The following is a 26,393-nucleotide window of genomic DNA, read 5'->3' as shown; positions in this document are numbered from 1 at the left end:
TCGCCCCCCCGCCGATGAACTTCGTGCCGGCCGAGGTGGAGGGCAACACCGTCAAGCTGCCGTTCGGCTCGGTGGAGATCCCCGCCGAGAAGGCCGAGCGGGCCAAGGGGCGGGGGCTGCTCATCGCCGGCATCCGGCCCGAGCACTTCGAGGACGCGTCGGTGGTCACCTCCGACACGACGGGCAAGACCTTCCGCACGAAGGTCGACGTCGTGGAGTGGCTGGGCAACGAGGCCTACGCCTACATCCCGTTCGAAGCGCCGCCCGAGGTCCAGGCACAGCTGGCCCAGCTCGAGCGCGACCTCGACGGTGAGTCGCTGCGCACCCAGCTGGTGGTCTCGCTCGACGGCACCAGCCAGATCGCCGCGGGCGACGAGGCCGAGATCTACGTCGACGCCTCCAAGATGCACCTCTTCGACCCCTCGACGGGTGAGAACCTCACCGTCGACGAGTCGCGGGCCGGGCGCATCCCCGAGCGGGAGGACCCGCGCGCCGCGCAGGAGGCGGAGCAGATGGCCGACCAGGGCGAGGAGGTCCACTCGGCCGACTCCGAGCCCCGCGCCTGACCTGCACGACGAACGGCGCCGGCCCCCCGACGGGGACCGGCGCCGTTGTCACGTGTGACCGGGCGGGTGGGTCAGGAACGCATCGCCGCGCCGGTCGGGCGCAGCATGAAGAGCCCGTCGTAGCCGTGCACGATCACGAGCCCGTTGTCGAAGAACGGGTAGTTGCTCCACGTGCCGTGGCTGAACGCCGTGTCGTCGTCCTCCGGCCAGGTGTCGAAGAAGCCGACCTCGCTCAGGTTGCCGTTCGCCACGTCTGCGGCCGAGAGGACGCGCAGCCCCGACCGGTAGTTGGACTGGAACACGTGCGACCCCTTGACGTAGAGGTTGTGGTCGATCGAGGTCGTGTCGTTGACGAAGCGGGAGAACTGGCGGGGCGCCTCGAGGTCGGCGACGTCCCACACCAGGGTGGTCGTGCCGACACCGCTGCGCAGCTCGTCGAGCTCGTCGCCCATCAGGAAGTGACGTCCGTCCTCGGTCAACCAGCCTTGGTGGCTGTAGGCCGCGGTGCTGTAGCCGACGCGCGAGAGCTGGCGGGGCGCCGCCTTGTCGGTGACGTCGACGATGGTGAGGGTGTCCTCGTTGGAGTTGAAGCAGATCTCCCGGCCGGTGTAGCGGGTGTCCGGCCCGTCGTAGACCACGCACTGCGCGTCGTGGACGTAGCCGTCCTCGCCGACGCAGCCGGCGAACACCGGCGCGGTCGGCGTACGCACGTCGATCATGTGCAGGCCACCTGCGCACCCTCGGGTGTCCTCGCGGGCGCCGACGGCATAGGCGAAGCCGGTCTCCTCGTTCATCACGATGTTGTGGGCCCGGAGGAAGCCGGAGTAGTGCGCGGTCTCGTTGAACGTGACCGGTGCGGCGGCCGGGTCGACCGAGCGCAGCTGGCGCAGGTCGAAGACCTGCATGCCGTGCTCGCGCGCCTCGGCGACGATGAACGCGTGGTTGCCGTGCACCTTGATGTCGCGCCAGATCACGTTGTTGATGCCCGAGGTGGGCAGGTTGCCGAGGTAGACGGGCCGACGCTCGTTGGTCACGTCGACGAAGGCGGTGCCGTTGTCACGCCCCGCGATGACGTAGCGCCGCTCGGTCGCCGGATCGGTCCAGCCCCAGACGTCCGAGCCGCGACCGCCACCGATGTCGGCCATCGGCAGGTAGCTCGACAGGTTGACGTTCTCGCAGGGGAAGTAGCCGGCTCGCCCGTCGACGCAGGCTGCGCCCGGTCCTCGCTGGTCGCCCGTCAGTGCTGTGGTCGGGAAGTCGGGGTCGACCTCGCCGACCTCGTCCTTGCCCTCCCCCTCGTGGTCCCCGTCGTGGGCCAGGACGGGGATCGATCCGAGCAGCAGCGCCAACAGCGCCGCAGCCAGTGCGAGGAGCAGCCTCGCGGTCCCGAGATTCTTCGACATGCGTCACTCCTTGTGGGATGAATGTGTCGTGGGTCACCCCAGCACAGGAAGCCATCCACCGCAACAGGCGCGTGACGGGAGGATCTCGGGTCGTTCGGGTCAGTAGGTGCCGATGATCTTCTTCGGTGTCCCGGGCGGTGGCAGCCGGGTGACGCTGACGCTGCCCATCAACGAGATGCCCTTGAGCCGGATCGTCGGGGACTCCGGGCCGATGTCGGCCGGCACCTTGTCGCGGCCGTGGCCGTAGTCGCCCATGATCGGCGTGCCGTCCATGACCACGTTGAAGTGGGCCGGGACGACCACCTTCACCTCGCCCATGACCGCGCTGGCGTTGATGGTCGTGTCATGGCTCGACAGCGTCGCCTGCCGCAGGTCGATGAGGACGCTGCCCATCAGCGCGAAGGCCGAGTGGTGGGCCGGCACCTGCCACGCGCCGCGCCGCTTGCAGTCGCCCATGATGGCCAGCGAGCTGGCGTGGCCCGGCGCCGCCGGGAGGCCGGCCGCCGGTCGCGGCACCGGTGCGTGGGCCCCGGGGGCCGGCTGGTGCAGGTCGATCGTGATCGGCACCAGGTCGGCATCGGTCTTGGCAGCGAAGGTCTGCTCGAGCCGTTCGTCGAGCTCGTCGAGATCGAGGCGCCCCTCCCCCGCAGCGCGGCGCAGCACCTCGGCCACGCGGTGTCGATCGGCGTCCGAGATTCGCAGCTGGGCCGGATCCGGCCTCTCCATCTCCCCCATGGCCTCACCCTAGGCGAGGGCTGCCAACCGCGGGAGGATCATGCGGAGAGGTCGTCGTCGGTCGCGAGCAGCCAGCGCCGTACGGCGATCGCGGCCGCCCGCCCTGCCCGGTTGGCGCCGATCGTGCTGGCCGAGGGGCCGTAGCCGACGAGCTGGACGCGGGGGTCGCGCACAGCCGTGACGGCGTTCTGCACCGCCCCGCCGACCTCGAGCTGGATGCCGCCCTGGCGCGAGCGCAGCCGCAGCGGCGCGAGGTGGCCGACGGCCGGGCGGAACCCGGTGGCCCACAGGATCACGTCGACGGGCTCGAACGACCCGTCGGCCCAGCGCACCCCCTCGCGCTCGATCCGGGAGAACATCGGGCGGCGCTGGTAGGCACCGAGCGCCTCCGCGACCCGCTCCTGCGGGCGCAGCGCCAAGCCGGTCACGCTGACGACGCTGGCCGGGGGCAGGCCCCGACGGACGCGATCGGCGACCGCGGTCACCGCCTCGAGCCCGGCCTCGGGGTCGAAGTCGTCGGAGCGCCAGACCGGCTCGCGCCTGGTGACCCACAGGGTCTGCGCGAGCGGCGCGAGCTCGCCGAGGAACTGCACGGCGCTCGCGCCCCCGCCCACGACGAGCACCCGCTTGCCGGTGAAGTGGGCGGGGCCCGGGTAGTCGGCGGTGTGGAGCTGCTCGCCGGCGAACAGGTCGATCCCGGGGTAGTGCGGGACGAAGGGCTTCGTCCACGTGCCCGTCGCGTTGACCAGGGTGCGCGAGCGCCACGTGCGCTCGCCCGCGTGCACGACCAGCAGGTCGTCCTCGCTGGTGACGGCCTCGACGCTCACCGGCCGCACGACCGGGAGCGCGAAGCGGCGCTCGTAGTCGGCGAAGTAGGCCGGCACGATGGCGTTGGCGGCCTCGGCCGATCGCCCGGGCGCCTCGGCGTCGGGCAGGTCGGCCACGCCGTGCACGTCGTCCATCCCCAGCGAGTCCCAGCGGTGCTGCCACGCGCCGCCGGGTGCCTCGTTGGCGTCGAGCACGAGGTGCTCGATCCCCCTCAGCTTGAGGTGGCGCGACGCCGACAGCCCGGCCTGGCCGGCGCCGATCACCAGGGCGTCATGCACCAGGGAGTCGTGGACGGGAGCGGCGTGGACGGGCACACCCGGTCAACGCCGCGCCCGCCTCCGCTATGCCCGCGGCTGCGGCTCCACGTAGACAGTGCCGCCCAGCTCGACGAACTCCGCCGACTTCTCCTTCATCCCGACCTCGGGCGTCAGGGTCGAGCCGAAGCGCTCGCGCACGTCCTGGCTGATCTTCATCGAGCAGAACTTCGGCCCGCACATCGAGCAGAAGTGCGCCGTCTTGGCGTTGTCGGCCGGCAGCGTCTCGTCGTGGAACGCCTCCGCGGTGTGCGGGTCGAGCGAGAGCGCGAACTGGTCGCGCCAGCGGAACTCGAAGCGTGCCTTCGACAAGGCGTCGTCCCAGTCCCGGGCACGCGGGTGGCCCTTGGCGATGTCGGCAGCGTGCGCGGAGAGCTTGTAGGTGATCACCCCGGTCTTGACGTCGTCGCGGTCGGGCAGGCCGAGGTGCTCCTTGGGCGTGACGTAGCAGAGCATCGCGGTGCCGTGCATGGCGATCGTGGCAGCGCCGATGGCGCTGGTGATGTGGTCGTAGCCGGGCGCGATGTCGGTCGCGAGCGGGCCGAGCGTGTAGAACGGCGCGCCGTGGCACCAGTCCTGCTGCAGGACGACGTTCTCCTCGACCAGGTTGAGCGGCACGTGCCCGGGACCCTCGACCATCACCTGCACGTCGTGCTCCCAGGCCCGTGCGGTCAGCTCGGCCAGCGTGCGCAGCTCGGAGAACTGCGCCTCGTCGTTGGCGTCCGCGGTGCAGCCGGGTCGCAGCCCGTCGCCGAGGCTGAAGCTGACGTCGTACTGCTTGAAGATCTCGCACAGCTCGTCGAAGTGCGTGTAGAGGAAGTTCTCCTCGTGGTGGGCCAGGCACCAGCCGGCCATGATCGAGCCGCCGCGCGACACGATGCCGGTGATCCGGTCGGCGGTCATCGGGACGTAGCGCAGCAGCACGCCGGCGTGGATCGTCATGTAGTCGACGCCCTGCTCGCACTGCTCGATGACGGTGTCGCGGAAGATCTCCCACGTGAGCCGGTCGGCCTCGCCGTTGACCTTCTCGAGGGCCTGGTAGATCGGCACCGTGCCGATCGGGACCGGGGAGTTGCGCATGATCCACTCGCGCGTGGTGTGGATGTCCTCGCCCGTCGACAGGTCCATCACCGTGTCGGCGCCCCAGGTCACCGCCCACGTCAGCTTGTCGACCTCCTCGGCGATGGAGCTGGTGACCGCGCTGTTGCCGATGTTGGCGTTGACCTTCACCAGGAAGCGCTTGCCGATGATCATCGGCTCCGCCTCCGGGTGGTTGACGTTGGCGGGGATGATCGCGCGGCCGGCGGCGACCTCGCTGCGCACGAGCTCGACGTCGCAACCCTCCCGCACGGCGACGTACTCCATCTCCCGGGTGATCACGCCCGCACGGGCGTAGTGCATCTGGGTGATGTTGGTGCCCTTGCGCGGGCGGCGCGCGATGCCGCGCCACTGGTCGGCAGCCGCGCCGCGGCGCAGCGCCGAGCGGCCGTCGTCGAGCAGCTGGGTCTCGCGGCCGTCGTAGTCCTCGGTGTCGTCGCGGGCGATGATCCACTCCTCGCGCAGCGGCGCCAGCCCGACCTCCGGGTCAGAGCCGGGGCCCTCGGTGCAGTAGCGGTCGAACGTCTCGCCGTTGGTCAGCGCGACGCGGGTGAACGGCACGCCGAGCTCGCCGGTGGTCATGCGGGTGTGGGCGTCGTGGACGGTCATCTTGTTTCTCCTTCGGGGTGGGCTTGCGTGTGGGCGATCGGGCCGCGTCCGCGGCCGAGCTGCCAGGTGCTGCTGGTGGTGAGCTGGGTGGTGACGTAGGCCGCGGCGCGGAGACACGCGGACACCAGTACGTCGGCGGTGAGGTCCACAGGCGGGGAGCCTGCGTCCGGGTGGGGGCAATGTCCGCGTGTCTCCGCGAGCAGGGCTGCCAGAGCGCTTGCGAAGGTGCACCCCGTGCCGTGGTCGGCGGTCGTCGGGACGGCGGGATGGGCGAGCGCCTCCGGCCGTCCGCCGGGCAGGCACACCCAGTCGGTGCAGGTCGCCGCCGTCTGGCCCGGCCGCCACTCGGGCCCACCTGTCAGCACGACCGCGCAGCCGAGGTCGGCCAGCCGGGCGGCGAGGTCGGACGGCGGGTCGTCGCGGCCGGTGAGGGCGCGGGCCTCGTCGAGGTTGGGGGTCGCAACCAGGGCGCGCGGCAACAGCCGGTCGACGTAGGCCTCCACCACGGACCGGTCGCCGAGGACCGCCCCGCTGGTCGCGACCAGCACCGGGTCGACGACCAGCGGCAGATGGCCGAGCCGGTCCGCGACGAGCGCGACCACGGCCGGCGTGCCGAGCATGCCCGTCTTCACGGCCGTCACCGGAAGGTCGTCGAGCACGGCGCTGATCTGGGCGTCGACCACCTGGATCGGCACCCTGTGCACGGCGTGCACCCCACCGGTGTTCTGCGCGGTGACGGCCGTGACGACGCAGGCGCCGTGACACCCGAGGTGTCCGATCGTGGCAAGGTCGGCCGCGATGCCGGCCGCTCCCCCGGAGTCGGTGCCGGCGATCGTGAGGACCACGGGCGGCGTCGTCATCGCAGCACCGCCCGCAGGTCGGCGACGACGGCGGCAGGCTCGGCGGCGCGCATCACCGCACCCATCACCGCGACACCGTGGGCGCCGGCCGCGACGGCGGCAGCCGCGTTGTGCGGGCCGATCCCGCTCAGGGCCAGCACCGGGACCGGGTGGTCGACGAGGTCGCCGGCCGCGAGGAGGGTCCGCGACCCGGGCTTGCTCCCGCTGGCGGCGTACGGCGACAGCGTGGCCCACGAGGCACCCTGGTCCGCCGCGCGGCTGACTTCGTCGTGGCTGTGGCAGGACCTTCCCCACAGGCTCTCGCGCGGCACCGGCTGGTCGGCGGCGAGGTGGAGGCCGTGTGCGGAGTCGTCGGCGATCCGCGACGAGATCACCGTGAGGCCCTCGATGGTCGCCAGCTCGGCGACGAGAGCGGCGCGGGCCGGCGGTGGCAGGTCGTGCTCGCGGACCACGACCCACTCGAGCCCGGCCGCGGCGCACTCGCGGACGGTCCGGATCAGGCCCCGCCCGAGCGTGAGCTGGGAGCGGTCGGTCAGCAGCACCAGGCGCGGGATCACGAGACCCTCCCCACCAGCGGGCTCGCCGACCTCGCGGCCGCTCGGCGCGGGATGCGGCCGGCCCGACGGGCAGCCGTGCCGGCCTCGACGGCGAGGCGCAGCGCGAGCGCCATCGCGACGGGGTCCTCGGCGCGGGTGACGGCGCTCGCGGCGAGGACGGCCGCGCAGCCGAGCTCCATGGCGAGGGCTGCATCGGAGGCGGTGCCGATGCCGGCGTCGAGCACGACCGGCACGTCGACAGCGGCCACCACGGCCTCGATCGCGTGCGGATCGAGCACTCCGAGGCCGGAGCCGATCGGCGAGCCCAGCGGCATCACCGCGGCGCACCCGACGTCGACGAGGCGCCGCGCCAGGACCGGGTCGGCAGGCGCGTAGGGCAGCACGACGAAGCCCTCGGCCACGAGCGTCGTCGCCGCCTCGAGCAGCTCGAGCCCGTCGGGCATCAGGGTGCGCTCGTCGCCGATCACCTCGAGCTTGACCCAGGTGGTGCCGAGCGCCTCGCGCGCCAGCCGGGCGGTGTGGACCGCCTCCCCGGCCGACAGGCAGCCGGCGGTGTTGGGCAGCACGCGGGCGCCGACGTCGCGCAGGATGCCCAGCAGTCCGCCCGGTGCGCTGGTCGAGGTCCGCCGCATGCTGACGGTGACCAACGACGGTCGCGCAGCCTCGAGCACGGGACGCACGAGGTCGGGCCGCGGCAGCCCGCCGGTGCCGAGGAAGAGCCGGGACGCCAGCGTCTCCCCCGCGATCACGAGGTCGCTCATCCGCCGGCCACCGCCTCGACGACCTCGACCCGGTCGCCCTCGGTGACGGGATGGGTGAGGTGCGCCGAGCGCGGCACGACCTCGTCGTTCACGGCAACCGCGTGGCCGGGCGGCAGGTCGCCCAGCAGCAGGGCGACGGTGTGGGCGGCGGTCTCGACGGCCGACCCGTTGACGGTGATCAGCATCTGTCCTCCAGGAGTGAGAAGCGGCGGGGGTCGAGCAGGGGGTCGGGCGCGGCGCCCTCGACCGCGTCGGCGAGCAGCCGCGCAGTCAGCGGCGCGAGCAGCACGCCGTGGCGGAAGTGGCCGGCCGCCAGGAAGATCCCGTCGTCGCCCGTCGGGCCGACGAGCGGCCGGTTGTCCGGTGTCCCCGGCCGGTCGCGGGCGAGCGCCTCGCACAGCTCGGCCCGGTCGAGGCCCGGCACCAGCTCCGTCGCGGCATCCAGCAGGCGCCGTACGCCACCGGCGGTGACCACCGGCGGACCGTCGTGCTCCTCGGACGTGGCGCCGACGACCAACTCCCCGTCGGCGCGCGGCACGAGATAGACCGGCTCGCCGCGCACCCAGCCGCGCAGCACGCGCGTCAGGCCGACGTCGCCGCGCAGCCGCAGGATCTCACCGCGCACGCCCCGCACCAGGTGCGCGTACGGCGCCGGCAACCGCGCGCCGGTGGCGATCACCGTCGCATCGGGGCCGACGATGGGGCGCTGCGCGACCACCCGCGGCCCGAGCGCGGCGAGCAGCGCCGCGACGACGGCGCGGGGGTCGACCGCGCGGTCGTGCGCCAGCACCGCGGCGGCAGTGACGCGACCGAGGGACGGCTCGAGGGCCCGGGCCGCGCGGCCGTCGAGCACCTCGACCTGCTCGCCGTGGGTGGCGAGGAGCTCGGCCTGGCGCTCGACCTCCTGGCGGTCACCGGCGTCGATGCCGACCAGCAGCGTGCCGGAGTCGTGCAGGGGCACGCCCAGCCCAGCGGCGTACGGCGACCACAACCCCGCGGAGGCGACGGCCAGGGCGTGCAGGGCGGACTCGCCGTGCCAAGCCTCGCCCGCCGGCGAGAGCATGCCCGCCGCGGCGTGGCTGGCGCCCGAGCCGGGGGCCCGGTCGACGACCGTGACGTCGTGGCCGCGCTCGACGAGCTCGACGGCGCAGGCGAGCCCGACGATGCCGGCCCCCAGGACGTGCACACGCATCAGCCGACCGCCGTCACGAGCTCCTTCGCGGCTGCCAAGGGATCGTGATGTCGCCAGATCGAGCCGATCACGGCGACGCCGTGGGCACCCGCTGCTCGCGCAGCCCGGGCACCCACGGCGTCGACCCCACCGATCGCGACCAGTGGAAGTGCCCCCGTGACACTCCTGATCGCGTCGGGACCCAGGGGGGCCGGCAGTCCGGCCTTCGAGGTGGTGGCGAAGACCGGGCCGAAGCCGGCATAGCTGGCGCCGTCGGCGGCGGCCCGCTCGATGGCGCCGCGGTCGCGACAGGTCGCCCCGATCAGGAGATCGGGCGCGAGTCGGCGGGCGTCGGCGACGGCCAGGTCGTCGGCCCCGAGGTGCACGCCGTCGGCGCCGGTGGCGAGCGCGACGTCGAGCCGGTCGTCGACGACGACCGTCGCGCCGGCCGGACGCACGGCGGCGAGCACCAGCCGGGTCAGCTCGACCAGCTCGCGCGTGGTGGCGTCCTTGTCGCGGACCTGGAAGCCAGTGACACCAGCGGCGGCGAGGCCCTCGAGCAGGTCGAGGTCGTCGGCTGCAGAGACCAGCGCGAAAATGCGGGGCAGGGAGGAACGGGACAGCATCGGATCGCTTCCTTCGCCGGCATTACCCGGATCAGGTGTAACGGTCGGAGCGGAATTCAGCTCCCTCTCAGCCCGCTGCCGCGAGCTCCCGTGGGGACGTGTCCGACGCTAGCAGAGTCGACTGCTCGCCGATCGGGCTGCGTGCCGCCTCGACCTCGGGGCGGCGTAGTCTCAGTGCCCGTGAGCGACGCTGAAACCCCCTACGCCGACCTGCTGCCGACCCACGGATCGAACGGCACCGACGAGACGCCGTACAGGCTGGTCACGACCGAGGGCGTGTCCACGTTCGAGGCCGAAGGACAGACGTTCCTCAAGGTCGACCCGGAGGCGATCCGGCGGCTCACCGCCGAGGCGATGCACGACATCAGCCACTACCTGCGCCCCGCGCACCTCGCGCAGCTCCGCAAGATCATCGACGACCCGGAGTCCAGCGGCAACGACCGCTTCGTCGCGCTCGACCTGCTCAAGAACGTCAACATCTCCGCCGGCGGCGTGCTGCCGATGTGCCAGGACACCGGCACCGCGATCGTGATGGGCAAGAAGTCCGAGGGCGTGCTCACCGGCATCAACGACGCCGAGGCGATCAGCGCCGGCGTCAAGGACGCCTACACGAAGCTCAACCTGCGCTACTCCCAGCTGTCGCCGCTGACGACCTACGAGGAGAAGAACACCGGCACCAACCTGCCGGCGCAGGTCGAGCTCTACTCGATGGAGCAGGGTCCGAAGGGGCCGGAGTACAAGTTCCTCTTCATGGCCAAGGGCGGCGGCTCGGCCAACAAGTCGTTCCTCTTCCAGGAGACCAAGGCGATCCTCAACCCCGAGCGGATGCTGGCCTTCCTCGACGAGAAGATCCGCTCCCTCGGCACGGCCGCGTGCCCGCCGTACCACCTCGCCGTCGTCATCGGCGGCACGAGCGCGGAATATGCGCTGAAGACCGCGAAGTACGCCTCGGCGCACTACCTCGACGACCTGCCCACCGCGGGCTCGATGGCGGCTCATGGCTTCAGGGACCTCGAGCTCGAGGAGGAGGTCTTCAAGCTGACTCAGTCCTTCGGCATCGGCGCGCAGTTCGGCGGGAAGTACTTCTGCCACGACGTGCGCGTCGTCCGCCTCCCCCGCCACGGCGCCTCGCTGCCCGTCGCGATCGCCGTCTCCTGCTCGGCCGACCGGCAGGCGCTCGGCAAGATCACGGCGGAGGGCGTCTTCCTCGAGCAGCTCGAGACCGACCCCGCCCACTACATGCCTTCCGCGGGAGTCTCGGAGGAGATCGCCTCCGGCGAGGTCGTGAAGATCGACCTGAACCAGCCGATGGACGAGATCCTGGCCGAGCTCAGCAAGCACCCCGTCAAGACGCGGCTCTCGCTGACCGGCCCGCTCGTCGTCGCGCGCGACATCGCGCACGCCAAGATCAAGGAGCGCCTCGACGCGGGCGAGGAGATGCCGTCCTACCTGCGCGACCACCCGGTCTACTACGCCGGCCCGGCCAAGACGCCGACCGGCATGGCGTCGGGGTCGTTCGGCCCGACCACGGCCGGACGGATGGATTCGTACGTCGAGCAGTTCCAGGCCGCGGGTGGCTCGAAGGTGATGCTCGCCAAGGGCAACCGCTCGAAGCAGGTCACCGAGGCGTGCGGCTCGCACGGCGGGTTCTACCTCGGCTCCATCGGCGGCCCCGCCGCCCGCCTCGCCCAGGACTGCATCACCTCGGTGTCGGTGCTGGAGTACGAGGAGCTCGGCATGGAGGCCGTCTGGAAGATCGAGGTCGAGGACTTCCCGGCCTTCATCGTCGTCGACGACAAGGGCAACGACTTCTTCACCGACCCGTCCGGTGCGGTCAACGTGCCGATCTCGGGGATCCGCGTCCGCTCCGCGGAGTAGGACGAGGACCCCCGAGACATCGATCAGCGGGAGACGGTCTCCGCCTCGGCCCGCTCCGTCACGCCACCGCGCGTCAGCAGCGCGTCCAGGGCGTAGCGCCCGGGACCGACCGCGCCGATGAGCAGCGCGCCGGCGCCCAGCGCAGCGACGAGCTCCCAGCCGTTGGCGGTCACGAACACACCGGCCGAGCGGTGCACCGTCACGAACGCTCCGAGCATGTCGATCACGAGGAACGCAGCGGCGAGCGGGGTCAGCAGGCCGAGCAGGAGGAGCGCGCCCCCGACGAGCTCGACGGTCGCGGCGAACACGGCCGCCGCCTGCGGGACCGGCACGCCCATCGCCTCGAAGGCCTCCCCGGTGCCGGCGAGGCCGAACTCGTTGAACTTCTGCCAGCCGTGGGCGATGAAGACGGTGCCGAGCACGACGCGGGCCAGGAGGAGGGCGACGTCGCGCACCGGGGCGGGAAGGTTGTTTCCGAGAAGCATGTGAGTTCCTTTCGTACGGCGTGGTTCACCGCAATGGTTGATGTTTCAACCATAACGGCAGGGGCGTCGCCGTATCCAAATCCGCGGACGCCCCTCCCCCGCCCGGCCGAGGTCGCGGAACGATGCCCCGGGGCCGGCCGTTGGACTGGGGAACCCCAGGAGGACAACTGATGAAGTGCCCCACCGACGGAAACACCCTGACCATGAGCGAGCGCGGCGGGATCGAGATCGACTACTGCCCCGAGTGCCGTGGCGTGTGGCTCGATCGCGGCGAGCTCGACAAGATCATCGAACGCTCAGTCACCCAGCCCGCGCCCGCGGCCCCGGCGGCTCCTGCCGCACCGGCGCCGTCGTCGTACGAGCATGAACGCGACCAGCGCCGCATGCAGCAGGACCAGCGCTATGCCCAGGCGAGCCAGCAGCCCTATCGCAAGAAGAAGGAGAGCTGGCTCAGCGAGATCTTCGACTGACCCCGCTCGACGTCCGACGATCCGGCGACCGGGTCGTCGGACGTCCGCCGGGAGGTCCGACGTGGGGCTAGGAGTAGAGCTCCTCGATCGCCTCGGCGTACTTCTGCGAGATCGGCTTGCGGCGCAGCTTCAGGGTCGGGGTGAGGACCTCGCTGCCGGGCAGCCAGTACTCGCCGAGGACGGTGAACTTCTTGACCTGCTCGACGCGCGACAGCTTGGCGTTGCCCGCGTCGAAGCCGGCCTGGATCGCCGCCACGAGACCGGCGTCCTTGGCCAGGGTGGCCGGGTCGGCGGCGACTCCCGCCTTCTCGGCGTACGCCGCGGCCGCGTCGGGGTCGAGCGTCACCAGCGCCACGTTGTAGGGCTTGGCGTCCCCGATCACCGTGATCGTCGCCGCGAGCGGCGTGGTCACCTTGAGGGTGTTCTCGATGTTGGACGGCGACATGTTCTTGCCGGCCGCATTGATGATGATCTCCTTCTTGCGGTCGGTGATCGTGACGTAGCCGTCGGCGTCGATCGTGCCCACGTCGCCGGTGTGGAGCCAGCCCTCGGCGTCGATGCACTCCCGGGTCTTCTCCGGCTCCTTGCGGTAGCCGAGCATGTTGCCGGGACCGCGGAACAGGATCTCGCCGTCGTCGGCCAGCTTGATCTCGGTCCCGGGGAGCGCGGGGCCGACGGTGCCGACCTTGACCTTGCCGGGCGGGTTGACCGTCCCGGCGCCCGCCATCTCCGACATCCCCCAGAGCTCGCACACGTTGAGGTTGAGGCCCATGAAGAAGGTCAGCGTCTCGGGGGCGATCGCGGCGGCGCCGGACCAGGCCCACTTGAGCTCGCCCATGCCGAGGGCGTCTCGGACCTTGCCCAGCACCAGCTTGTCGGCGAGCCCGAGCTGGAGGGCGTCGAGCGGGCCCAGGCTCTTGCCGGCGAGCTTCGCCTGACCGTTCTTGGCGGCCAGCCCCATCGCCCAGCCACCCAGCGCCTTCTTGACCGGGCTGGTCTCTGCGGCCATCTTGGCCTCGACACCCATCTTGATCTTCTCCCACACCCGCGGGACGGCGAACCAGATCGTCGGCTTGCAGTCGGGCAGGGCAGCCGCGACCGTGCGCGGGTCGGCGACATGGGTGACCTGGACTCCGCGCAGGGCCTGGAAGTACTGCGCGGAGGCGCGGTCCGCGATGTGGGCCGACGGCAGGAACGAGGTGATCCGGTCGCCGAACTTCACGTCCACGACCTGCATCGCGGAGTCCGAGAGCGCGATGATGTTGTGGTGCGAGAGCTGGACGCCCTTGGGCGGTCCGGTCGTGCCTGACGTGTAGATCAGGGTCAGGATGTCCTCGGGCTGCACGGCCTGCCATGCGGCCTCGAAGTCGAACTCGGTGCTGCCCTGCGCCTCGAGCTCCTCGAGCGAGAGGGTCGCGCCCTCCGGCTTGCCGTCGACGACGACCACGTGCTCGAACTCGATGCCGGACGCGAGCACGGTGGGGAGGAAGGCGGTCTCGGTCACGACCACCGTGGCATCGGCGTTGTCGAACAGGTAGTTCAGCTGCTCGGGGGACGAGGTGTTGTAGACCGAGAAGGCGATCGCGCCGAGGTGCATCGCGCCACAGTCGACCAGGGCGAACTCGGGCCGGTTGGTGAGCATGATGGCAACGGTGTCGCCGCGCCCGAGCCCGATCGCCGACAGGCCGGCCGCGATGCTCCGGACGCGGGCGGCGTAGTCGCGCCAGGTGATGGTGACCGTGTCGCCCACGGTGCGGATCGCGACGGCGTCCGGGTCGATGAGGGCTGTCTGCTGGAAGGCCGCGCAGACGGTGACGGGGGTGCTCATGGGATCTCCTCGGGATGCTGGACTGGCGCGAGCGTAATCTCCGTCACACCTGCGAGCGAGGTGTTCCACGTGTTCTCACCGTTGCGACCACCCCTCGGACGCCCGGCGACCCACATCCCCGGGCGACGGTGTTTGGATGGACGGCATGCGCAGCGAGGGCGACATCGTGGAGATCGCGCGGGCGGAGACCCCGCGCGGTGAGGTGGTGCTGCGGCGGCACAGGTCCGCGCTCGCGGCCGACGTGATCGAGCTGCGGGTCAACGGCGTCTTCGTGATGGACACCCAGGAGACCGGCACCGAGATCGAGCTCGCCGCCGCAGCCCTGGACGTCGTGCCGCGACCGCGCGACGTCGTGGTGGGCGGGCTCGGACTGGGCTTCACCACCCGGCACGTCCTGGCCGACCCGCGCGTGGAGCGGGTGATGGTCGTGGAGATCGAGGAGGTTCTCGTCGGGTGGATGCGTGACGGCACCGTCCCGCACGGACCGGCCATCCTCGCCGACCAGCGGGTCAGGATCGTCAATGCCGACATCCTGATGGCGATAGCCGAGGCGCGGTCGACGTACGACCTGATCCTGCTCGACGTCGACAACGGCCCGGGCTACCTCGTCCACGAGGACAACGTCCGCGTCTACGAGGAGCCCTTCCTCGCCCGGTGTCGTGACCTGCTCAACCCCGAGGGCGCCCTCGTGATCTGGTCGGCCGCGGCGGCTCCGGAGCTGCACAGCGCGATGCGCGCCGTCTTCGACGAGGTCGACGAGCAGCCGCATGACGTGCTGCTCCAGGACCGCCCGGAGACCTACTACCTCTACGTGGCTCGCCGCTAGGACGAGGTCAGCTGTCCGAGATCAAGGACGGCAGCAGGCTGTAGGCCCGGTCGTGCAGCGTCGGCAGCGCGGTGCCCGTGCCGGTGAGGTGCTCGAGGAGGGCCCGCTCGAAGACGCCGTCGAGCAGGGCGTACGTCGTGGCGGAGTCGAGCAGCGGGGTGGCACCGGACAGCTCGGCGAAGCGCGCGACGACCTGCCACACCATCAGCTCGAGGGACTGGTCGATCTCCAGCACTGCCTCACGCAGCGCCTCCTCGAACATTGCCTGCGTGCGCAGGTCGTACCAGAGCCGGTGCATGTGCGACTCGTCGGTGAGCGTCTCGACGAGCTTGTCGGCGAAGCGCAGGCGCAGCTCGTCGGGCGTCGTCGAGGTGGCCACGAGCTCGTCGTAGCGAGTCACGCACTGCGCCTTGTAGTAGCGCACGCAGTAGGTGATCAGCTCGAACTTGTTCTCGAAGTAGTAGTGCAGGACGCCGTGGGAGAAGGGCGAGTTCTGGGCGATCTCCCGCAGGGAGGTCCTGGCTTAGCCCCGCTCACCGAGCGTCACGAGTGCCGACTCCGCGAGCTGGTCGCGTCGCGCGTCGACCTTCTGCTCGCGGGTGCGTCGCACCGTCGCGGCCGTGGGGGTCATGATCAACAGCGTAGGCCAGGTGGGGGATGTTCGACCCTGGCGCCCCGGAACCCTTGACACCCGTCAAGAGGACTCGTCACAGTGGTGGCAAGCACATCCCCCCAACAACCCTCGGCGTGCTGCACCTGACCTCCAGGCCTCCCCGCCTGTGCGTCGAGTGAAACCGTGGGAGCACTACCGCATGCGACCCGTCGACTGCCTCAACCCAGGCGCCAGCCCTGCCCCGGCTGTGCCCTGCTTGACCATGGCGACGCATCCCCTGCGCCGCTCGCAAGGGTGGCCGGCGGGTCGCATCGGCTGAGCGTCATTCGGTCGGCTGACGTCGGGAGTAGCGTCGGTGCCATGAGCAAGACGCGCACCGAACACGACTCCCTCGGCGACATCGAGGTCCCGGCCGACGCACTGTGGCGGGCCCAGACGCAGCGGGCGATCGAAAACTTCCCGATCAGCGGGACCGTCCTCGAGCCGCGCTTGGTCCGGGCGCTCGCGCTGGTGAAGGGCGCGGCGGCAGGTGTCAACGCCGACCTGGGCGTCATCACCGCCGAGCAGGGCGCCGCCATCGCCGGCGCCGCGAGCGGGGTCGCGGCCGGCGAGCACCTCGACGCCTTCCCGCTCGACGTCTTCCAGACCGGGTCGGGCACCAGCTCCAACATGAACATGAACGAGGTCCTCGCCTCGCTCGCCGGCGACGTCCATCCCAACGACCACGTCAACGCCTCGCAGTCCTCCAACGACACCTTCCCCACCGCGATCCACGTCGCCGCCACCCTCGCGGTCGTCGAGGACCTGCTGCCCGCGCTGGCGACCCTCGAGGCGTCGTTGTCGGCGAAGGCCGAGGAGTTCGCCGGGCTGGTCAAGGCCGGGCGCACCCACCTGATGGACGCGACCCCGGTCATGCTCGGTCAGGAGTTCGGCGGCTACGCCGCAACGGTGTCGTACGCCGCCGAGCGGCTCGGCGCCGTACTCCCCCGCGTGCGTGAGCTGCCCCTGGGCGGCACCGCCGTCGGCACCGGCATCAACACCCCTCCCGGCTTCGCGGCGGCCGTGATCTCCGCGCTGTCCGCCGACACCGGGCAGGAGTTCACCGAGGCGCGCAACCACTTCGAGGCGCAGGGCACCCGCGACTCGCTCGTCGAGCTGTCCGGCGTGCTGCGGACCATCGCAGTCGGCCTCACCAAGATCTGCAACGACCTGCGCTGGCTCTCCTCCGGCCCGACGACCGGGCTCGCCGAGATCCACCTGCCCGACCTCCAGCCGGGCTCGAGCATCATGCCGGGCAAGGTCAACCCCGTGCTGCCCGAGGCGACGCTGATGGTCTGCGCCCAGGTGGTCGGCAACGACGCGGCCGTGGCGTGGGCGGGGGCGAGCGGCAACTTCGAGCTCAACGTGCAGATGCCGGTGATCGCCCGCAACCTGCTCGAGTCGATCCGGCTCCTGTCGACCTCCACCACACTGCTCGCCGGGCGCTGCATCGACGGCATCACCGCCGACGCCGACCGCATGCGCGCCTACGCCGAGTCCTCCCCGAGCGTCGTCACCCCGCTGAACAAGCACCTCGGCTACGAGGAGGCCGCCAAGGTGGCGAAGCAGGCATTGAAGGACGGAGCCACGATCCGGGATACGGTCCTCGCGATGGGGTACGTCGATCGCGGCGACCTCACCGAGCAGCAGCTCGACGCAGCCCTCGACGTGGAACGGATGACTCGACCATGAGCCAGATGAACGATCCGGACTACGTCCGCGAGCAGTACGCCTCCGAGGACAACCTCGAGACCCGTCGCTCAGTCTGGCAGCCCACCGCCGAGGGGCTCGACCCGGTCAACGAGGCGCTCAACGCGATCGACCGCGCGCTCGTCGGCGACGCCGACGTCCTCGAGGTCGGCTGCGGCACCGGCGCCATGGCCGAGCGGATCAACGCGCTGCCGGGCGTCACGCTGGTCGCGACCGACTTCTCCGAGCGCTTCGTCGAGCTCACCGCCGCGCGTGGTGTCGATGCCCGCCAGGCCGACATCTGCTACCTGCCGTTCGACGACGCGTCCTTCGACGTCGTCTACGCCGGCTGGATGCTCTACCACGTCCGCGACCTCGACCGCGCCCTCAACGAGGTCCGCCGGGTGCTGCGACCGGGCGGCACGTTCGTGGCCGTCACCAACGGCAACGACCACATCGCCGACCTGCTGCGTGCGGCCGGCGGCAAGCCCGCGATCACCCAGTTCAGCAGCGAGACGGGCGAGTTCGTCCTCGGTCGCCGCTTCGGCGACGTCCGCCGCCACGACCTCGAGACGCGCGCCGTCTTCGGTGACCACGCCGCCGCCCAGGCCTATCTCGACTCGTTCGACGAGGGCCTGGTGCTGCCGCCCTTCGAGGGCGAGCGGGAGTACGCCGGCCACGTCACGGTGTTCGAGGCCCGCTGACCCTGCACCACTTGAAGGCAGTTCGCGCTGGCACGGACAAGGCTCACGCTCAGTCGCTCATACGTCCACGCGAACTGCCTGCAGTTGAAACAGAAGTGCCTCAGCCGCGGCGCGGGCGCTGCTGCTCGTCAGTCAGCGCGGGCTTCAGTACCAGTTGTTGCCGGCCTTGAACGACCAGGCGTTGCACGGGGTGCCGTAGGTGTCCTGGATGTAGCCCAGGCCCCAGCGGATCTGTGACTCCGCCGAGGTCATGTAGTCGGCGGGCAGCTCGTGGAGCTGGGTGAGCGCCTGCGGGATGCCGTAGGCCGACGAGGTCGGGTTGTCGGCGTCGATGCGCCAGCCCGACTCGCTCATGTAGAGCGAGTCCAGGCAGTCGAACTGCGACGCGTCGAAGCCGAACTCCGGCAGCAGGGCACGCGCGATGTCGCGCGGGTCGCCGGTCGAGAGGTCCTCGGTGCGGGTGATCGCCGGGCCGTTGCCGGCCGAGAGCGCGGCGACCTTGCGGGCGTCGGTGCTGCCGCGGCGATCGGAGCGGGACACCGGCCCGCTGGCCTCGCGGCGCTCGAGCGTGTCGGCAGCCTGCACCGACCCGGTGCCCTTGACCGCCGCCGCTGCGAGGTCGCTGGTCGCCGTACCTGCCGGCGTGCTGAGCACACCGTTGGAGACGACGAGTCCGGTGGCCACGGCGGCGACACCGGTGAGGACGACCGAGTTGCGCAGCGCCCGCTGGGGGGCGGTCCTGAGTGCCTTGTGCTTGCCGGGAGCGAGGTGCTTGGGGACGTACTTGTCAGGCTTCGTCACAGGGGATGTCTCACGGGTCGACGACGGATGGCATTGCGCAGAGCAATGACCGCTCCCGAGAGATGACATCGCCGAGGCGGGGGGCTGACGCGGAAATGTCACAAAACGATCTCGGTAACCATGCAGGACGAATCAGGGGCACGCAAACCGAACGCGAAAAGAATCAGGCCTCATTCGCCCCAGGAGTCACACAAGTCACCGTGGCCTCATCTGGTCGGACCGCCCCGCCCGGAACAGTCCCGGGCGGGGCGGCACAGATCACAGGTGGACGTTCTCCAGCATCTCGGTCACCAGCGCCGCTATCTGCGAACGCTCCGAGCGGGTCAGCGTGACGTGCGCGAAGAGCGGGTGGCCCTTGAGCTTGTCGATCACCGCCACGATGCCGTCGTGGCGACCGACCCGGAGGTTGTCGCGCTGTGCGACGTCGTGGGTCAGCACGACCTTGGAGTTGGCGCCGATCCGCGAGAGCACGGTCAGCAGGACGTTGCGCTCCAGCGACTGGGCCTCGTCGACGATCACGAACGCGTCGTGCAGCGAGCGGCCGCGGATGTGGGTCAGCGGCAGCACCTCGAGCATGCCGCGGTCCATCACCTCGTCGATCACCTCGGGCGTGGTGAGCGCGCCGAGCGTGTCGAAGACCGCCTGTCCCCAGGGGCTCATCTTCTCCGACTCCGAGCCGGGGAGGTAGCCGAGCTCCTGGCCGCCGACGGCGAACAGCGGACGGAACACGACGACCTTCTTGTGCTGGCGACGCTCCATCACCGCTTCGAGCCCGGCACATAGCGCGAGCGCGGACTTGCCGGTGCCGGCGCGACCGCCGAGCGAGACGATGCCGACCTCGGGGTCGAGCAGCATCTCGAGGGCGATCCGCTGCTCGGCGGAGCGGCCGTGGATGCCGAAGGCCTCCCGGTCACCGCGCACGAGGTGCACCTGCTTGTCGGGGCCGATGCGACCCAGGGCCGTGCCCCGGTCGGAGAGCAGGACCAGGCCGTTGTGGCACGGCAGGTCGCGCGCTGCCTCCAGGTCGAGCACGCCGTCCTCGTAGAGCTCGTCGAGCTCTCCGGAGGTCACATCGAGCTCGGACATGCCGGTGTAGCCGGTGTCGGAGTCGCTGATCGCCTCGGCGCGGTATTCCTGGGCATCGAGACCCACCGCCGAAGCCTTGATCCGCAGCGGCAGGTCCTTGGACACGAGCGTGACCTCGTGTCCCTCGTTGGCGAGGTTGCGAGCCACCGCCAGGATCCGGGTGTCGTTGTCGCCCAGCCGGAAGCCCGACGGGAGCGAGGCGGAGTCGGTGTGGTTGAGCTCGACGCGGACCGTGCCGCCCTCGTCACCGACCGGGACCGGCGCGTCGAGACGACCGTGCTCGACACGCAGCTCGTCGAGCATCCGCAGGGCCGATCGGGCGAAGAAGCCCAGCTCGGGGTGGTGCCGTTTGCCCTCGAGCTCGGTGATGACGACGACCGGCAGCACGACTTCGTGCTCGGCGAACCTCTTCAGGGCGCCGGGGTCGGCCAGCAGGACGCTGGTGTCGAGGACATAGGTGCGGTTCTTCGTAGCGTTGGAGGCCACTGTGGACTACCCCTCACCGGACGGCGCGCACACTCTCGCCCGCCCGAGCTCACCACTCGGATCGGGGGGACAGAAGGCCGGAGTGCCGGCCTCTCCACGAGCACGACGTCACCCGGTGCGGCGGTGAGCCGATGTGCTGCGTTGAGTCGCGACTACTCACGAACTGGCCTCCGATACAGCAGGCTTCCCCACCCGCCGATACCTGAAAAACTACGCCCGCCCGCAAGCCATTCCCCAGCGACACGCCAGAACGCGGGGTGAACGGCTCGTGACGTCGTACGGCGCTGGGCGCGCCTCACCCGGACAGGTGATCAGGAGCCGAAGCGGCGCTCGCGCTCGGCGTACGCACGGATCGCGCGCAGGAAGTCGACCCGGCGGAAGTCGGGCCACAGCGCCTCGCAGAAGTAGAACTCCGAGTGGGCGCTCTGCCAGAGCAGGAAGCCGCCGAGCCGCTGCTCGCCGGAGGTGCGGATGACGAGGTCGGGGTCTGGCTGGCCCTTGGTGTAGAGGTGGTCGGCGATGTGCTCGACGTCGATGACGACGGCGAGCTCCTCGAGGGTGGTGCCGCGGGCGGCGTGCTCCTGCAGCAGCGAGCGGACCGCGTCGGCGATCTCGCGGCGACCGCCGTAGCCGACGGCGATGTTGACCAGGATGCCGTCGATGTCGCGGGTGGCGTCCTCGGCGGCCTTGAGCTTCTCGGCGGTGCCGGCGGGCAACAGGTCGAGCGCACCGACCGGGTGGATGCGCCACTTGCGCTGGGCGGCCAGCGACTCGACGGCGCCCTCGATGATGCCGAGCAGCCCCGCCATCTGCTCCGGAGGCCGGTTCGTGAGGTTGTCGCTGGACAGCAGCCACAAGGTGACGACCTTGACGCCGACCTCCTCGCACCAGCCGAGGAGCGGGAAGATGTTGTCGGCGCCGGCCTGGTAGCCCCCGGCCGTGTCGAGGCCGACGGCCTTGGCCCAGCGCCGGTTGCCGTCGAGCATCACGCCGATGTGCTGGGGGATGCGGTCGGCAGGCAGGAACTTCACCACGCGGTGCTCGTAGGCCGGGTAGAGCACCCGACGTACTGCATCCCTCAATTTCGCCACCCGCCGATGGTAGCCGGGCCATATGGTGGCGAGGTGACAGGCGAGACGACACCGCAGGACGAGACCACCTCCGAGCTGTGGACGACACCCCCCGGGAGGCGCGCCGTCTGGGCCAGACGAGCCGGCGCCGGTTTCCTGCTCCTCATCGTGGTCCTGGCGGGTCTCGACCTCCTCGGTCCCCGAACCGGGGAGACGTCCGCCGAGGCCGACGGCTACGAGCTCCGCGTCCAGTTCCCGCAGGTGACCCGCGCCGGGCAACCGGCCCCCCTCCACATCACTGTGGAAGCGCTGGGCGGTCTCGGCGACACAGTCCAGCTGCGCCTGTGCGACGAGCTCTTCGACGACCTCGACTTCCAGAACTGGTATCCCAACCCCGCGGCCGAGACCAGCCAGCCGCCCTGGGTGATCTACGAGTTCGACCCACCGCCCACCGGCGACGTGCTCGAGATCAGCCTGGACGCACGCGTCGCACCCGGTCGGTTCGGCGCGATCGACGACTGCGGCCTCAGCGTGCTGGTCGACGACCAACCGGTCGTCGGCGCGTCGTTCACCGTCTGGAGGATGCCCTGATGGACATCTTGATCAGGTCACTCGTGATCTTCGCCTTCCTGTGGGTCGTCGTCCGGGTGGGCGGCAAGCGCGAGGTCGCCCAGCTCTCCGCCTTCGACATGATCCTGCTCATCACCGTGGGCGACCTCGTGAGCCAGGGCATCGTGCAAGAGGACTACTCCGTGACCGCTGCGCTGATCGCGGTGGCGACGTTCACCCTGGCCGGCCTGGCACTGAACACCATCGGTCTGCACGTGCCGGGCTTCCGTCCCTGGCTGGCCGGTCGGCCACGCATCGTGGTCCGCGACGGCGAGCCCCTGCTCGAGACGCTGCGCGGCGAGCGGATGACCATCGATGACATCCACGAGGCCGCTCGCCAGCGGGGCATCCGGCGGCTGAGCGACATCGAGCTGTGCGTGCTGGAGACCGACGGAGCCTTCTCGTTCTTCACCCGTGACGAGGACGCCGACGACGAGGACGAGGACGGCGCGCCGGACCACGACGTCACGTGAGGTCAGTCCCGTTGACGTGACTCACTACCTACCCTGTCGTAAGTTGGGTGCATGAACGACATCCTGCGCGACCGGTTCGACGAGCTCTCCGAGCGCGTCGAAGAGGTCATTGCCGACGTCAAGCCTCGTCTGCGGGGCTGGCTGCACCTCGGCACCGCCCCGCTGGCCCTGGCCGCGGGGATCGTGCTTGTCGTGCTCTCCCCCGACGCCACCACCCGCATCGGTTCGGGCGTCTTCGCCGCGACCGCGATCGTGCTGTTCACGGTTTCGGCCGTCTATCACCGCGGCACCTGGTCACCCACCGTGCACTCGCGGCTCAAACGCTTCGACCACTCCAACATCTTCTTGCTGATCGCCGGGTCCTGCACGCCGTTCGGGCTGCTGCTGCTCGACGGCAGCGACCGCTGGGTGTTGCTCGCGATCGTCTGGGGCGGCGCGATCTCCGGCGTGTTCATGAAGGTCTTCTGGAAGGGCGCACCGCGCTGGCTCTCGGCCCCCATCTACATGGCGCTCGGCTGGGCCCCGGTCTTCTTCTTCGGTGACTTCGTCAGCGGCGCCAGCGCTCGCTACGGCGCCACCATGGGCACCGCCGTGATCGCCCTCGTCGCCGCCGGCGGCGCGCTCTACACGATCGGCGGGGTCGTCTACGGCACCAAGCGACCCAACCCGTGGCCGCAATGGTTCGGCTTCCACGAGGTCTTCCACACCTTCACCATCCTGGCCTTCGTGACCCACTACGTCGGCGTCTCGCTGGCGACCTACTCCCTGCGCTGATCGCCGCAGCCGAGGTTCACCCGAGGCTCAGCCACACGAACAGCACGATCGCGGACACCGCGACCACCACCGCGAGCAGCCGCGCCAGCAACGGCGCCCGGCGGGCGAGCCACTCGAGCGCGAGGTAGGTCAGCGAGATCGCGGCCAGGCCCACGGTCACGTGGAGCAGCACGGCCAGCATCACGCAGCTGATCACCCCGGCCCGCAGGAAGCGGCCCCACAGCAGGCTCAGCGCCAGCGGGATGACGATCGCGCCGACGAGCCCGCCGACGACCTCCAGCCACCACACCCGCTCCCCCATCCACGGCAGCGGCAGGCTCAGCGGCCAGCGCTGGTCGACGAGGTCGCCGGTCGCGCAGTAGCCGAGGTAGATGATCACCGCCAGCGACGCGCCTGCTCCGACGCGGTGGGCCCAGCGGGCCACTGGTGACCAGGGCAGTCCGCCCTTCACGAAGATCGTCGCGGCCGCGACGGCCGCCCAGACGATCCAGCGCCGCACGATGCCGGTGCCGGTGTCGGCCATGGCGTCGCGGAACACCCGGTCCGCCTCGACGCGATCGATGTCGTGGCCCTGTGTCGAGGTGTAGGACGGGTCGCCGCCCCCACCCGCGACCAGGGCGTCGTGCACCAGCGCCGCCGGCAGGTGGGCGCCGGTCTTCGGCACCAGCCACGTGAACAGGGCGGGTGTGGAGGTCAGGTCGGTGCGGAACTCGGGCGACGCCGGCACCAGGATCTCCCCGAGGTGCCGGTCGCGGTAGGCGATGCGCCGCTCCAGGCTGAAGATCTCGAGGTCGGCCTCCAGGTGTCGCTCCAGCACGATCCGGGGATCGGCGTCGGGGTCGGGTGGCAACCCGATCCGGTCACCGATCGCCAGCACCCCGCCGTCGTAGAAACGGCGTGGCTGGGTCTGCACTGTCTTCGTCGTCATCGCGGTCCCGAGTCGCATGCGAACACTCTGGCACCGATGACCGACAACGGAGCTAGCCGAGCGCGTCTCGCAGCGCCTCCACCTCGGTGACGGGAGCCGCGCAGACGTGGTGCCGGCAGACGTACGCCGCAGGGTTGCCGTCGACCGGTCCGCGACCGGCGAGCAGCGGGATCTCCTCGTCGGGCCCGTCCGCGACCACGACCACCGCGGTCGGGTGGGCGCGAGCGACGCTCGCCAGCATGTCGCGAGGGGCGCCGGCCGGCCCGACGACCGCGATCTCGTGTGGACCGTCGAGCATGGCGGCGGCCGCGGCGAGGGACCAACCGGCGAACCTCGGAGTGCGTACGGCGAGCGCGTGCACCGTCGCCAGCGCGCCCTCCGCTGCCTCGCGGTGCCGCAGGTCGCCGGTCACCGCGGAGGAGGCGACCAGCGCGTGGAGGAGCGCGGAGAGCCCGCTCGGGGAGGCGTTGTCGCTCGGATCGCGCGGGCGCGCGACCAGCTGTTCCGCGTCGTCGGCGGTGTCGAAGAACCCGCCGTCGTCGGCGCGGAAGTGCTCGAGCGCGGTGTCGAGGAGAGACGTGGCAGCCCGCAGCCAGCGAGGATCTCCGGTGGCCTGCAGCAGGTCCAGGAAGCCGGCGGCGACGGCGCCGTAGTCCTCCAGCACGCCTGCCGGCGTCCCCACCACGCCGTCGCGCGAGACCCGTCGAAGCCGGCCGTCGACCACGTGGACCTCCATCAGCAGCTCGCCCGCGGCGACGGCGGCGTCGAGGTAGCGCTGCTCGTCCAGCCAGGCCGCCAGTCGTGTCAGCCCGCTGATGGCGAGCCCGTTCCAGGCGGCCACCACCTTGTCGTCGCGCTCGGGACGAACGCGCTCGGCGCGGGCGGCCAGCAGCCGGGCGCGGACGTCGATCCAGCGGTCGAGGTCGTCGGGGTCGCGCAGCAGCTGCAGCGTCGAGGCGCCGTGCTCGAAGGTGCCGGTCTCGGTCACCGTGAACACCTCGGCGGCCCAGGCGCCGTCCTCTGCCCCGAGCACCTCGACCAGCTGGGCCGGCGTCCAGGCGTAGAACTTCCCCTCGACTCCCTCACTGTCCGCGTCGAGCGCGGAGGCGAATCCGCCCTCGTCGGTGCGCAGCTCGCGGAGCAGGAAGTCGGCGATCCCCTCCCCTGCCCAGGCGGCCATCGGCGTACGACGATCCGCGCAGACGCGAAGCAGCAGGGCGTTGTCGTAGAGCATCTTCTCGAAGTGCGGCACCACCCACCCGGCGTCGACGGCATAGCGCGCGAAGCCGCCGCCGAGCTGGTCGTGGATGCCGCCACGGGCCATCGCCTCCAGGGTGGCGTCCACCATCGCCAGGGCGTCGCTGGAGCCGTGTCGCACCAGGAACTCCAGGACCATCGACGGCGGGAACTTCGGCGCTCCACCGAAGCCGCCGTTGGCGGTGTCGAACTCGGTCCTGAGCCGGGTGACGGCCTTGTCGAGGACCTCGCGGTCGACCGACCCGGCGACGAGAGCAGCCTGCTGGTTCAGGTGCTCGCGCAGGTTGGCCGCGACCCGCGCGACGTCGTGGCCGCGGTCGACCCACGCCTCGCTGAGCCCCTGCAGGACCTGGCTGAAGGCGGGCTGGCCGTGCCGCGGCTGCGGCGGGAAGTAGGTCCCCGCGAAGAACGGGCTGCCCTCGTGGTCGAGCACGCACGTCATCGGCCAGCCGCCGTGGCCGGTCATGGCGGTGGTCGCCTGCATGTAGATCGCGTCGACGTCGGGTCGTTCCTCCCGGTCGACCTTGATGCTGACGTAGTGCTCGTTGAGGTAGTCGGCCGTCGCCTGGTCCTCGAAGGACTCGTGCGCCATCACGTGGCACCAGTGGCAGGCGGCGTAGCCGACGCTCAGCAGGATCGGCACGTTGCGGCGACGCGCCTCCTCGAACGCCTCCGGGCTCCACTCCCACCAGTCGACTGGATTGGAGGCATGTTGGAGGAGGTACGGCGATGTCGCGGCCGCCAGACGATTCGGCATGCCCCCAAGACTGCCACGCTGGGGGTGCGGGGTTTCGTGACGGCGCTGACGCGCCTCCTCAAAGTTGAGTCCCCGATAGTGGTGTAGTGCGG

Annotated in this window: 26 protein-coding genes, 1 pseudogene and 1 riboswitch; of the genes and pseudogenes, 9 read left to right on the top strand and 18 right to left on the bottom strand. The window is 70.9% G+C overall.

What is annotated here, in order from left to right; genetic code table 11:
• Window positions 1-566 (top strand): annotated as a pseudogene (locus tag CF8_RS22305) (ABC transporter ATP-binding protein); the annotation flags it as partial.
• A gap of 71 nt (window positions 567-637) precedes the next feature.
• Here CF8_RS22305 and CF8_RS03845 read toward each other — a convergent pair.
• The 10 genes from CF8_RS03845 to thiE form a co-directional block, all read right to left on the bottom strand.
• The gene (locus CF8_RS03845; RefSeq protein ID WP_010831824.1) at window positions 638-1,969 is read right to left on the bottom strand and encodes a choice-of-anchor B family protein; all 1,332 of its coding nucleotides are present in this window, start codon (window positions 1,967-1,969) and stop codon (window positions 638-640) included.
• Window positions 1,970-2,068: 99 nt separating this feature from the next.
• Entirely contained in the window at window positions 2,069-2,704 is a 636-nt protein-coding gene (locus tag CF8_RS03840; RefSeq protein ID WP_010831823.1) for a DUF1707 SHOCT-like domain-containing protein, read from the bottom strand.
• Between the two features lie 38 nt (window positions 2,705-2,742).
• Entirely contained in the window at window positions 2,743-3,810 is a 1,068-nt protein-coding gene (locus CF8_RS03835; RefSeq protein ID WP_010831822.1) for an NAD(P)-binding domain-containing protein, read from the bottom strand.
• A gap of 63 nt (window positions 3,811-3,873) precedes the next feature.
• A complete protein-coding gene (thiC, locus tag CF8_RS03830; RefSeq protein ID WP_010831821.1) occupies window positions 3,874-5,553 on the bottom strand; it encodes a phosphomethylpyrimidine synthase ThiC in 1,680 nt (559 codons plus the stop codon).
• Window positions 5,550-6,413, bottom strand: coding sequence for a bifunctional hydroxymethylpyrimidine kinase/phosphomethylpyrimidine kinase (thiD, locus tag CF8_RS03825; protein WP_010831820.1), 864 nt, complete (start codon window positions 6,411-6,413; stop codon window positions 5,550-5,552). The genes thiC and thiD overlap by 4 nt, the downstream gene beginning before the upstream one ends.
• On the bottom strand, window positions 6,410-6,970 hold the full coding sequence (locus tag CF8_RS03820; protein WP_010831819.1) for a thiamine phosphate synthase: 561 nt from the start codon (window positions 6,968-6,970) through the stop codon (window positions 6,410-6,412). Before CF8_RS03820 ends, thiD begins: the two co-directional genes overlap by 4 nt.
• Window positions 6,967-7,731: a thiazole synthase gene (locus CF8_RS03815; RefSeq protein ID WP_010831818.1), complete on the bottom strand. Its 765-nt coding sequence runs from the start codon at window positions 7,729-7,731 to the stop codon at window positions 6,967-6,969. Before CF8_RS03815 ends, CF8_RS03820 begins: the two co-directional genes overlap by 4 nt.
• Entirely contained in the window at window positions 7,728-7,916 is a 189-nt protein-coding gene (thiS, locus tag CF8_RS03810) for a sulfur carrier protein ThiS (RefSeq protein WP_036490128.1), read from the bottom strand. Before thiS ends, CF8_RS03815 begins: the two co-directional genes overlap by 4 nt.
• Window positions 7,910-8,923, bottom strand: coding sequence for an FAD-dependent oxidoreductase (locus tag CF8_RS03805; RefSeq protein ID WP_010831817.1), 1,014 nt, complete (start codon window positions 8,921-8,923; stop codon window positions 7,910-7,912). Before CF8_RS03805 ends, thiS begins: the two co-directional genes overlap by 7 nt.
• Complete coding sequence (thiE, locus tag CF8_RS03800; protein ID WP_010831816.1) at window positions 8,923-9,528, bottom strand: thiamine phosphate synthase; 606 nt, start codon at window positions 9,526-9,528, stop codon at window positions 8,923-8,925. Before thiE ends, CF8_RS03805 begins: the two co-directional genes overlap by 1 nt.
• Window positions 9,520-9,630, bottom strand: a riboswitch (TPP riboswitch). Its footprint overlaps the gene before it by 9 nt.
• Window positions 9,631-9,702: 72 nt before the next feature.
• Between thiE and CF8_RS03795 the strand changes: the two genes are divergently transcribed.
• Window positions 9,703-11,406, top strand: a complete 1,704-nt coding sequence (locus CF8_RS03795; RefSeq protein WP_036490125.1) for a fumarate hydratase — start codon at window positions 9,703-9,705, stop codon at window positions 11,404-11,406.
• Window positions 11,407-11,429: 23 nt separating this feature from the next.
• Here the strand turns inward: CF8_RS03795 and CF8_RS03790 are convergent, their stop codons facing one another.
• On the bottom strand, window positions 11,430-11,891 hold the full coding sequence (locus tag CF8_RS03790) for a DoxX family protein (RefSeq protein WP_010831814.1): 462 nt from the start codon (window positions 11,889-11,891) through the stop codon (window positions 11,430-11,432).
• Window positions 11,892-12,061: 170 nt separating this feature from the next.
• Here CF8_RS03790 and CF8_RS03785 point away from each other — a divergent pair, with 170 nt between their 5' ends.
• The gene (locus CF8_RS03785) at window positions 12,062-12,361 is read left to right on the top strand and encodes a TFIIB-type zinc ribbon-containing protein (protein ID WP_036490124.1); all 300 of its coding nucleotides are present in this window, start codon (window positions 12,062-12,064) and stop codon (window positions 12,359-12,361) included.
• A 67-nt stretch (window positions 12,362-12,428) separates the two neighbouring features.
• On the opposite strand, the gene CF8_RS03780 is transcribed toward CF8_RS03785, so the two are convergent.
• Window positions 12,429-14,189: an AMP-binding protein gene (locus CF8_RS03780; RefSeq protein ID WP_010831812.1), complete on the bottom strand. Its 1,761-nt coding sequence runs from the start codon at window positions 14,187-14,189 to the stop codon at window positions 12,429-12,431.
• A gap of 145 nt (window positions 14,190-14,334) precedes the next feature.
• Between CF8_RS03780 and CF8_RS03775 the strand changes: the two genes are divergently transcribed.
• Entirely contained in the window at window positions 14,335-15,015 is a 681-nt protein-coding gene (locus CF8_RS03775; RefSeq protein ID WP_036492098.1) for a spermidine synthase, read from the top strand.
• 7 nt (window positions 15,016-15,022) lie between these two features.
• Here the strand turns inward: CF8_RS03775 and CF8_RS22300 are convergent, their stop codons facing one another.
• A complete protein-coding gene (locus CF8_RS22300; protein WP_198016942.1) occupies window positions 15,023-15,415 on the bottom strand; it encodes a hypothetical protein in 393 nt (130 codons plus the stop codon).
• 573 nt (window positions 15,416-15,988) lie between these two features.
• On the opposite strand from CF8_RS22300, the gene CF8_RS03765 reads away from it, so the two are divergent.
• A complete protein-coding gene (locus tag CF8_RS03765; protein ID WP_010831809.1) occupies window positions 15,989-17,359 on the top strand; it encodes a class II fumarate hydratase in 1,371 nt (456 codons plus the stop codon).
• Complete coding sequence (locus CF8_RS20650) at window positions 17,356-18,060, top strand: class I SAM-dependent methyltransferase (protein WP_010831808.1); 705 nt, start codon at window positions 17,356-17,358, stop codon at window positions 18,058-18,060. Before CF8_RS03765 ends, CF8_RS20650 begins: the two co-directional genes overlap by 4 nt.
• 144 nt (window positions 18,061-18,204) lie before the next feature.
• Here the strand turns inward: CF8_RS20650 and CF8_RS03755 are convergent, their stop codons facing one another.
• The 3 genes from CF8_RS03755 to CF8_RS03745 form a co-directional block, all read right to left on the bottom strand.
• Window positions 18,205-18,861, bottom strand: a complete 657-nt coding sequence (locus tag CF8_RS03755) for a hypothetical protein (protein WP_010831807.1) — start codon at window positions 18,859-18,861, stop codon at window positions 18,205-18,207.
• A gap of 258 nt (window positions 18,862-19,119) precedes the next feature.
• Window positions 19,120-20,433, bottom strand: a complete 1,314-nt coding sequence (locus CF8_RS03750) for a PhoH family protein (RefSeq protein ID WP_010831806.1) — start codon at window positions 20,431-20,433, stop codon at window positions 19,120-19,122.
• A gap of 311 nt (window positions 20,434-20,744) precedes the next feature.
• Complete coding sequence (locus CF8_RS03745) at window positions 20,745-21,524, bottom strand: isoprenyl transferase (RefSeq protein ID WP_036490121.1); 780 nt, start codon at window positions 21,522-21,524, stop codon at window positions 20,745-20,747.
• Window positions 21,525-21,557: 33 nt separating this feature from the next.
• Here CF8_RS03745 and CF8_RS20645 point away from each other — a divergent pair, with 33 nt between their 5' ends.
• From CF8_RS20645 to trhA, 3 genes are read left to right on the top strand one after another with little or no spacing between them, the layout of a single operon-like run.
• A complete protein-coding gene (locus CF8_RS20645) occupies window positions 21,558-22,094 on the top strand; it encodes a hypothetical protein (protein ID WP_051204105.1) in 537 nt (178 codons plus the stop codon).
• Window positions 22,094-22,585, top strand: a complete 492-nt coding sequence (locus CF8_RS03735; RefSeq protein WP_051204104.1) for a DUF421 domain-containing protein — start codon at window positions 22,094-22,096, stop codon at window positions 22,583-22,585. The genes CF8_RS20645 and CF8_RS03735 overlap by 1 nt, the downstream gene beginning before the upstream one ends.
• A 51-nt stretch (window positions 22,586-22,636) precedes the next feature.
• Window positions 22,637-23,359 carry a PAQR family membrane homeostasis protein TrhA gene (gene trhA / locus CF8_RS03730; protein WP_010831803.1) on the top strand — a complete coding sequence of 241 codons (723 nt, stop codon included), beginning with the start codon at window positions 22,637-22,639 and terminating at the stop codon, window positions 23,357-23,359.
• 16 nt (window positions 23,360-23,375) lie between these two features.
• Here trhA and CF8_RS03725 read toward each other — a convergent pair whose 3' ends face one another.
• A complete protein-coding gene (locus tag CF8_RS03725) occupies window positions 23,376-24,305 on the bottom strand; it encodes a DUF1353 domain-containing protein (protein WP_010831802.1) in 930 nt (309 codons plus the stop codon).
• Between the two features lie 34 nt (window positions 24,306-24,339).
• The gene (locus CF8_RS03720; RefSeq protein ID WP_010831801.1) at window positions 24,340-26,301 is read right to left on the bottom strand and encodes a thioredoxin domain-containing protein; all 1,962 of its coding nucleotides are present in this window, start codon (window positions 26,299-26,301) and stop codon (window positions 24,340-24,342) included.
• Between the last annotated feature and the right edge of the window lie 92 nt (window positions 26,302-26,393).

Source organism: Nocardioides sp. CF8, assembly GCF_000389985.1.
Lineage (GTDB): Bacteria > Actinomycetota > Actinomycetes > Propionibacteriales > Nocardioidaceae > Nocardioides > Nocardioides allogilvus.
The sequence above is the reverse complement of the archived record's forward strand: the minus strand, read 5'-3'. Positions and strand labels throughout refer to the sequence as shown.

Excerpts from the sequence above, each read along its gene's own strand:
- thiC (WP_010831821.1), bottom strand. The coding sequence starts at position 5,553 with ATGACCGTCCACGACGCCCACACCCGCATGACCACCGGCGAGCTCGGC.
- CF8_RS03785 (WP_036490124.1), top strand. The coding sequence starts at position 12,062 with ATGAAGTGCCCCACCGACGGAAACACCCTGACCATGAGCGAGCGCGGC.
- CF8_RS03780 (WP_010831812.1), bottom strand. The coding sequence starts at position 14,189 with ATGAGCACCCCCGTCACCGTCTGCGCGGCCTTCCAGCAGACAGCCCTC.
- CF8_RS03790 (WP_010831814.1), bottom strand. The coding sequence starts at position 11,891 with ATGCTTCTCGGAAACAACCTTCCCGCCCCGGTGCGCGACGTCGCCCTC.
- trhA (WP_010831803.1), top strand. The coding sequence starts at position 22,637 with ATGAACGACATCCTGCGCGACCGGTTCGACGAGCTCTCCGAGCGCGTC.
- CF8_RS03775 (WP_036492098.1), top strand. The coding sequence starts at position 14,335 with ATGCGCAGCGAGGGCGACATCGTGGAGATCGCGCGGGCGGAGACCCCG.
- CF8_RS03735 (WP_051204104.1), top strand. The coding sequence starts at position 22,094 with ATGGACATCTTGATCAGGTCACTCGTGATCTTCGCCTTCCTGTGGGTC.
- CF8_RS03845 (WP_010831824.1), bottom strand. The coding sequence starts at position 1,969 with ATGTCGAAGAATCTCGGGACCGCGAGGCTGCTCCTCGCACTGGCTGCG.
- CF8_RS03815 (WP_010831818.1), bottom strand. The coding sequence starts at position 7,731 with ATGAGCGACCTCGTGATCGCGGGGGAGACGCTGGCGTCCCGGCTCTTC.
- CF8_RS03805 (WP_010831817.1), bottom strand. The coding sequence starts at position 8,923 with ATGCGTGTGCACGTCCTGGGGGCCGGCATCGTCGGGCTCGCCTGCGCC.
- thiD (WP_010831820.1), bottom strand. The coding sequence starts at position 6,413 with ATGACGACGCCGCCCGTGGTCCTCACGATCGCCGGCACCGACTCCGGG.
- CF8_RS03840 (WP_010831823.1), bottom strand. The coding sequence starts at position 2,704 with ATGGGGGAGATGGAGAGGCCGGATCCGGCCCAGCTGCGAATCTCGGAC.
- CF8_RS03765 (WP_010831809.1), top strand. The coding sequence starts at position 15,989 with ATGAGCAAGACGCGCACCGAACACGACTCCCTCGGCGACATCGAGGTC.
- CF8_RS20650 (WP_010831808.1), top strand. The coding sequence starts at position 17,356 with ATGAGCCAGATGAACGATCCGGACTACGTCCGCGAGCAGTACGCCTCC.
- thiE (WP_010831816.1), bottom strand. The coding sequence starts at position 9,528 with ATGCTGTCCCGTTCCTCCCTGCCCCGCATTTTCGCGCTGGTCTCTGCA.
- CF8_RS03720 (WP_010831801.1), bottom strand. The coding sequence starts at position 26,301 with ATGCCGAATCGTCTGGCGGCCGCGACATCGCCGTACCTCCTCCAACAT.
- CF8_RS03725 (WP_010831802.1), bottom strand. The coding sequence starts at position 24,305 with ATGCGACTCGGGACCGCGATGACGACGAAGACAGTGCAGACCCAGCCA.
- thiS (WP_036490128.1), bottom strand. The coding sequence starts at position 7,916 with ATGCTGATCACCGTCAACGGGTCGGCCGTCGAGACCGCCGCCCACACC.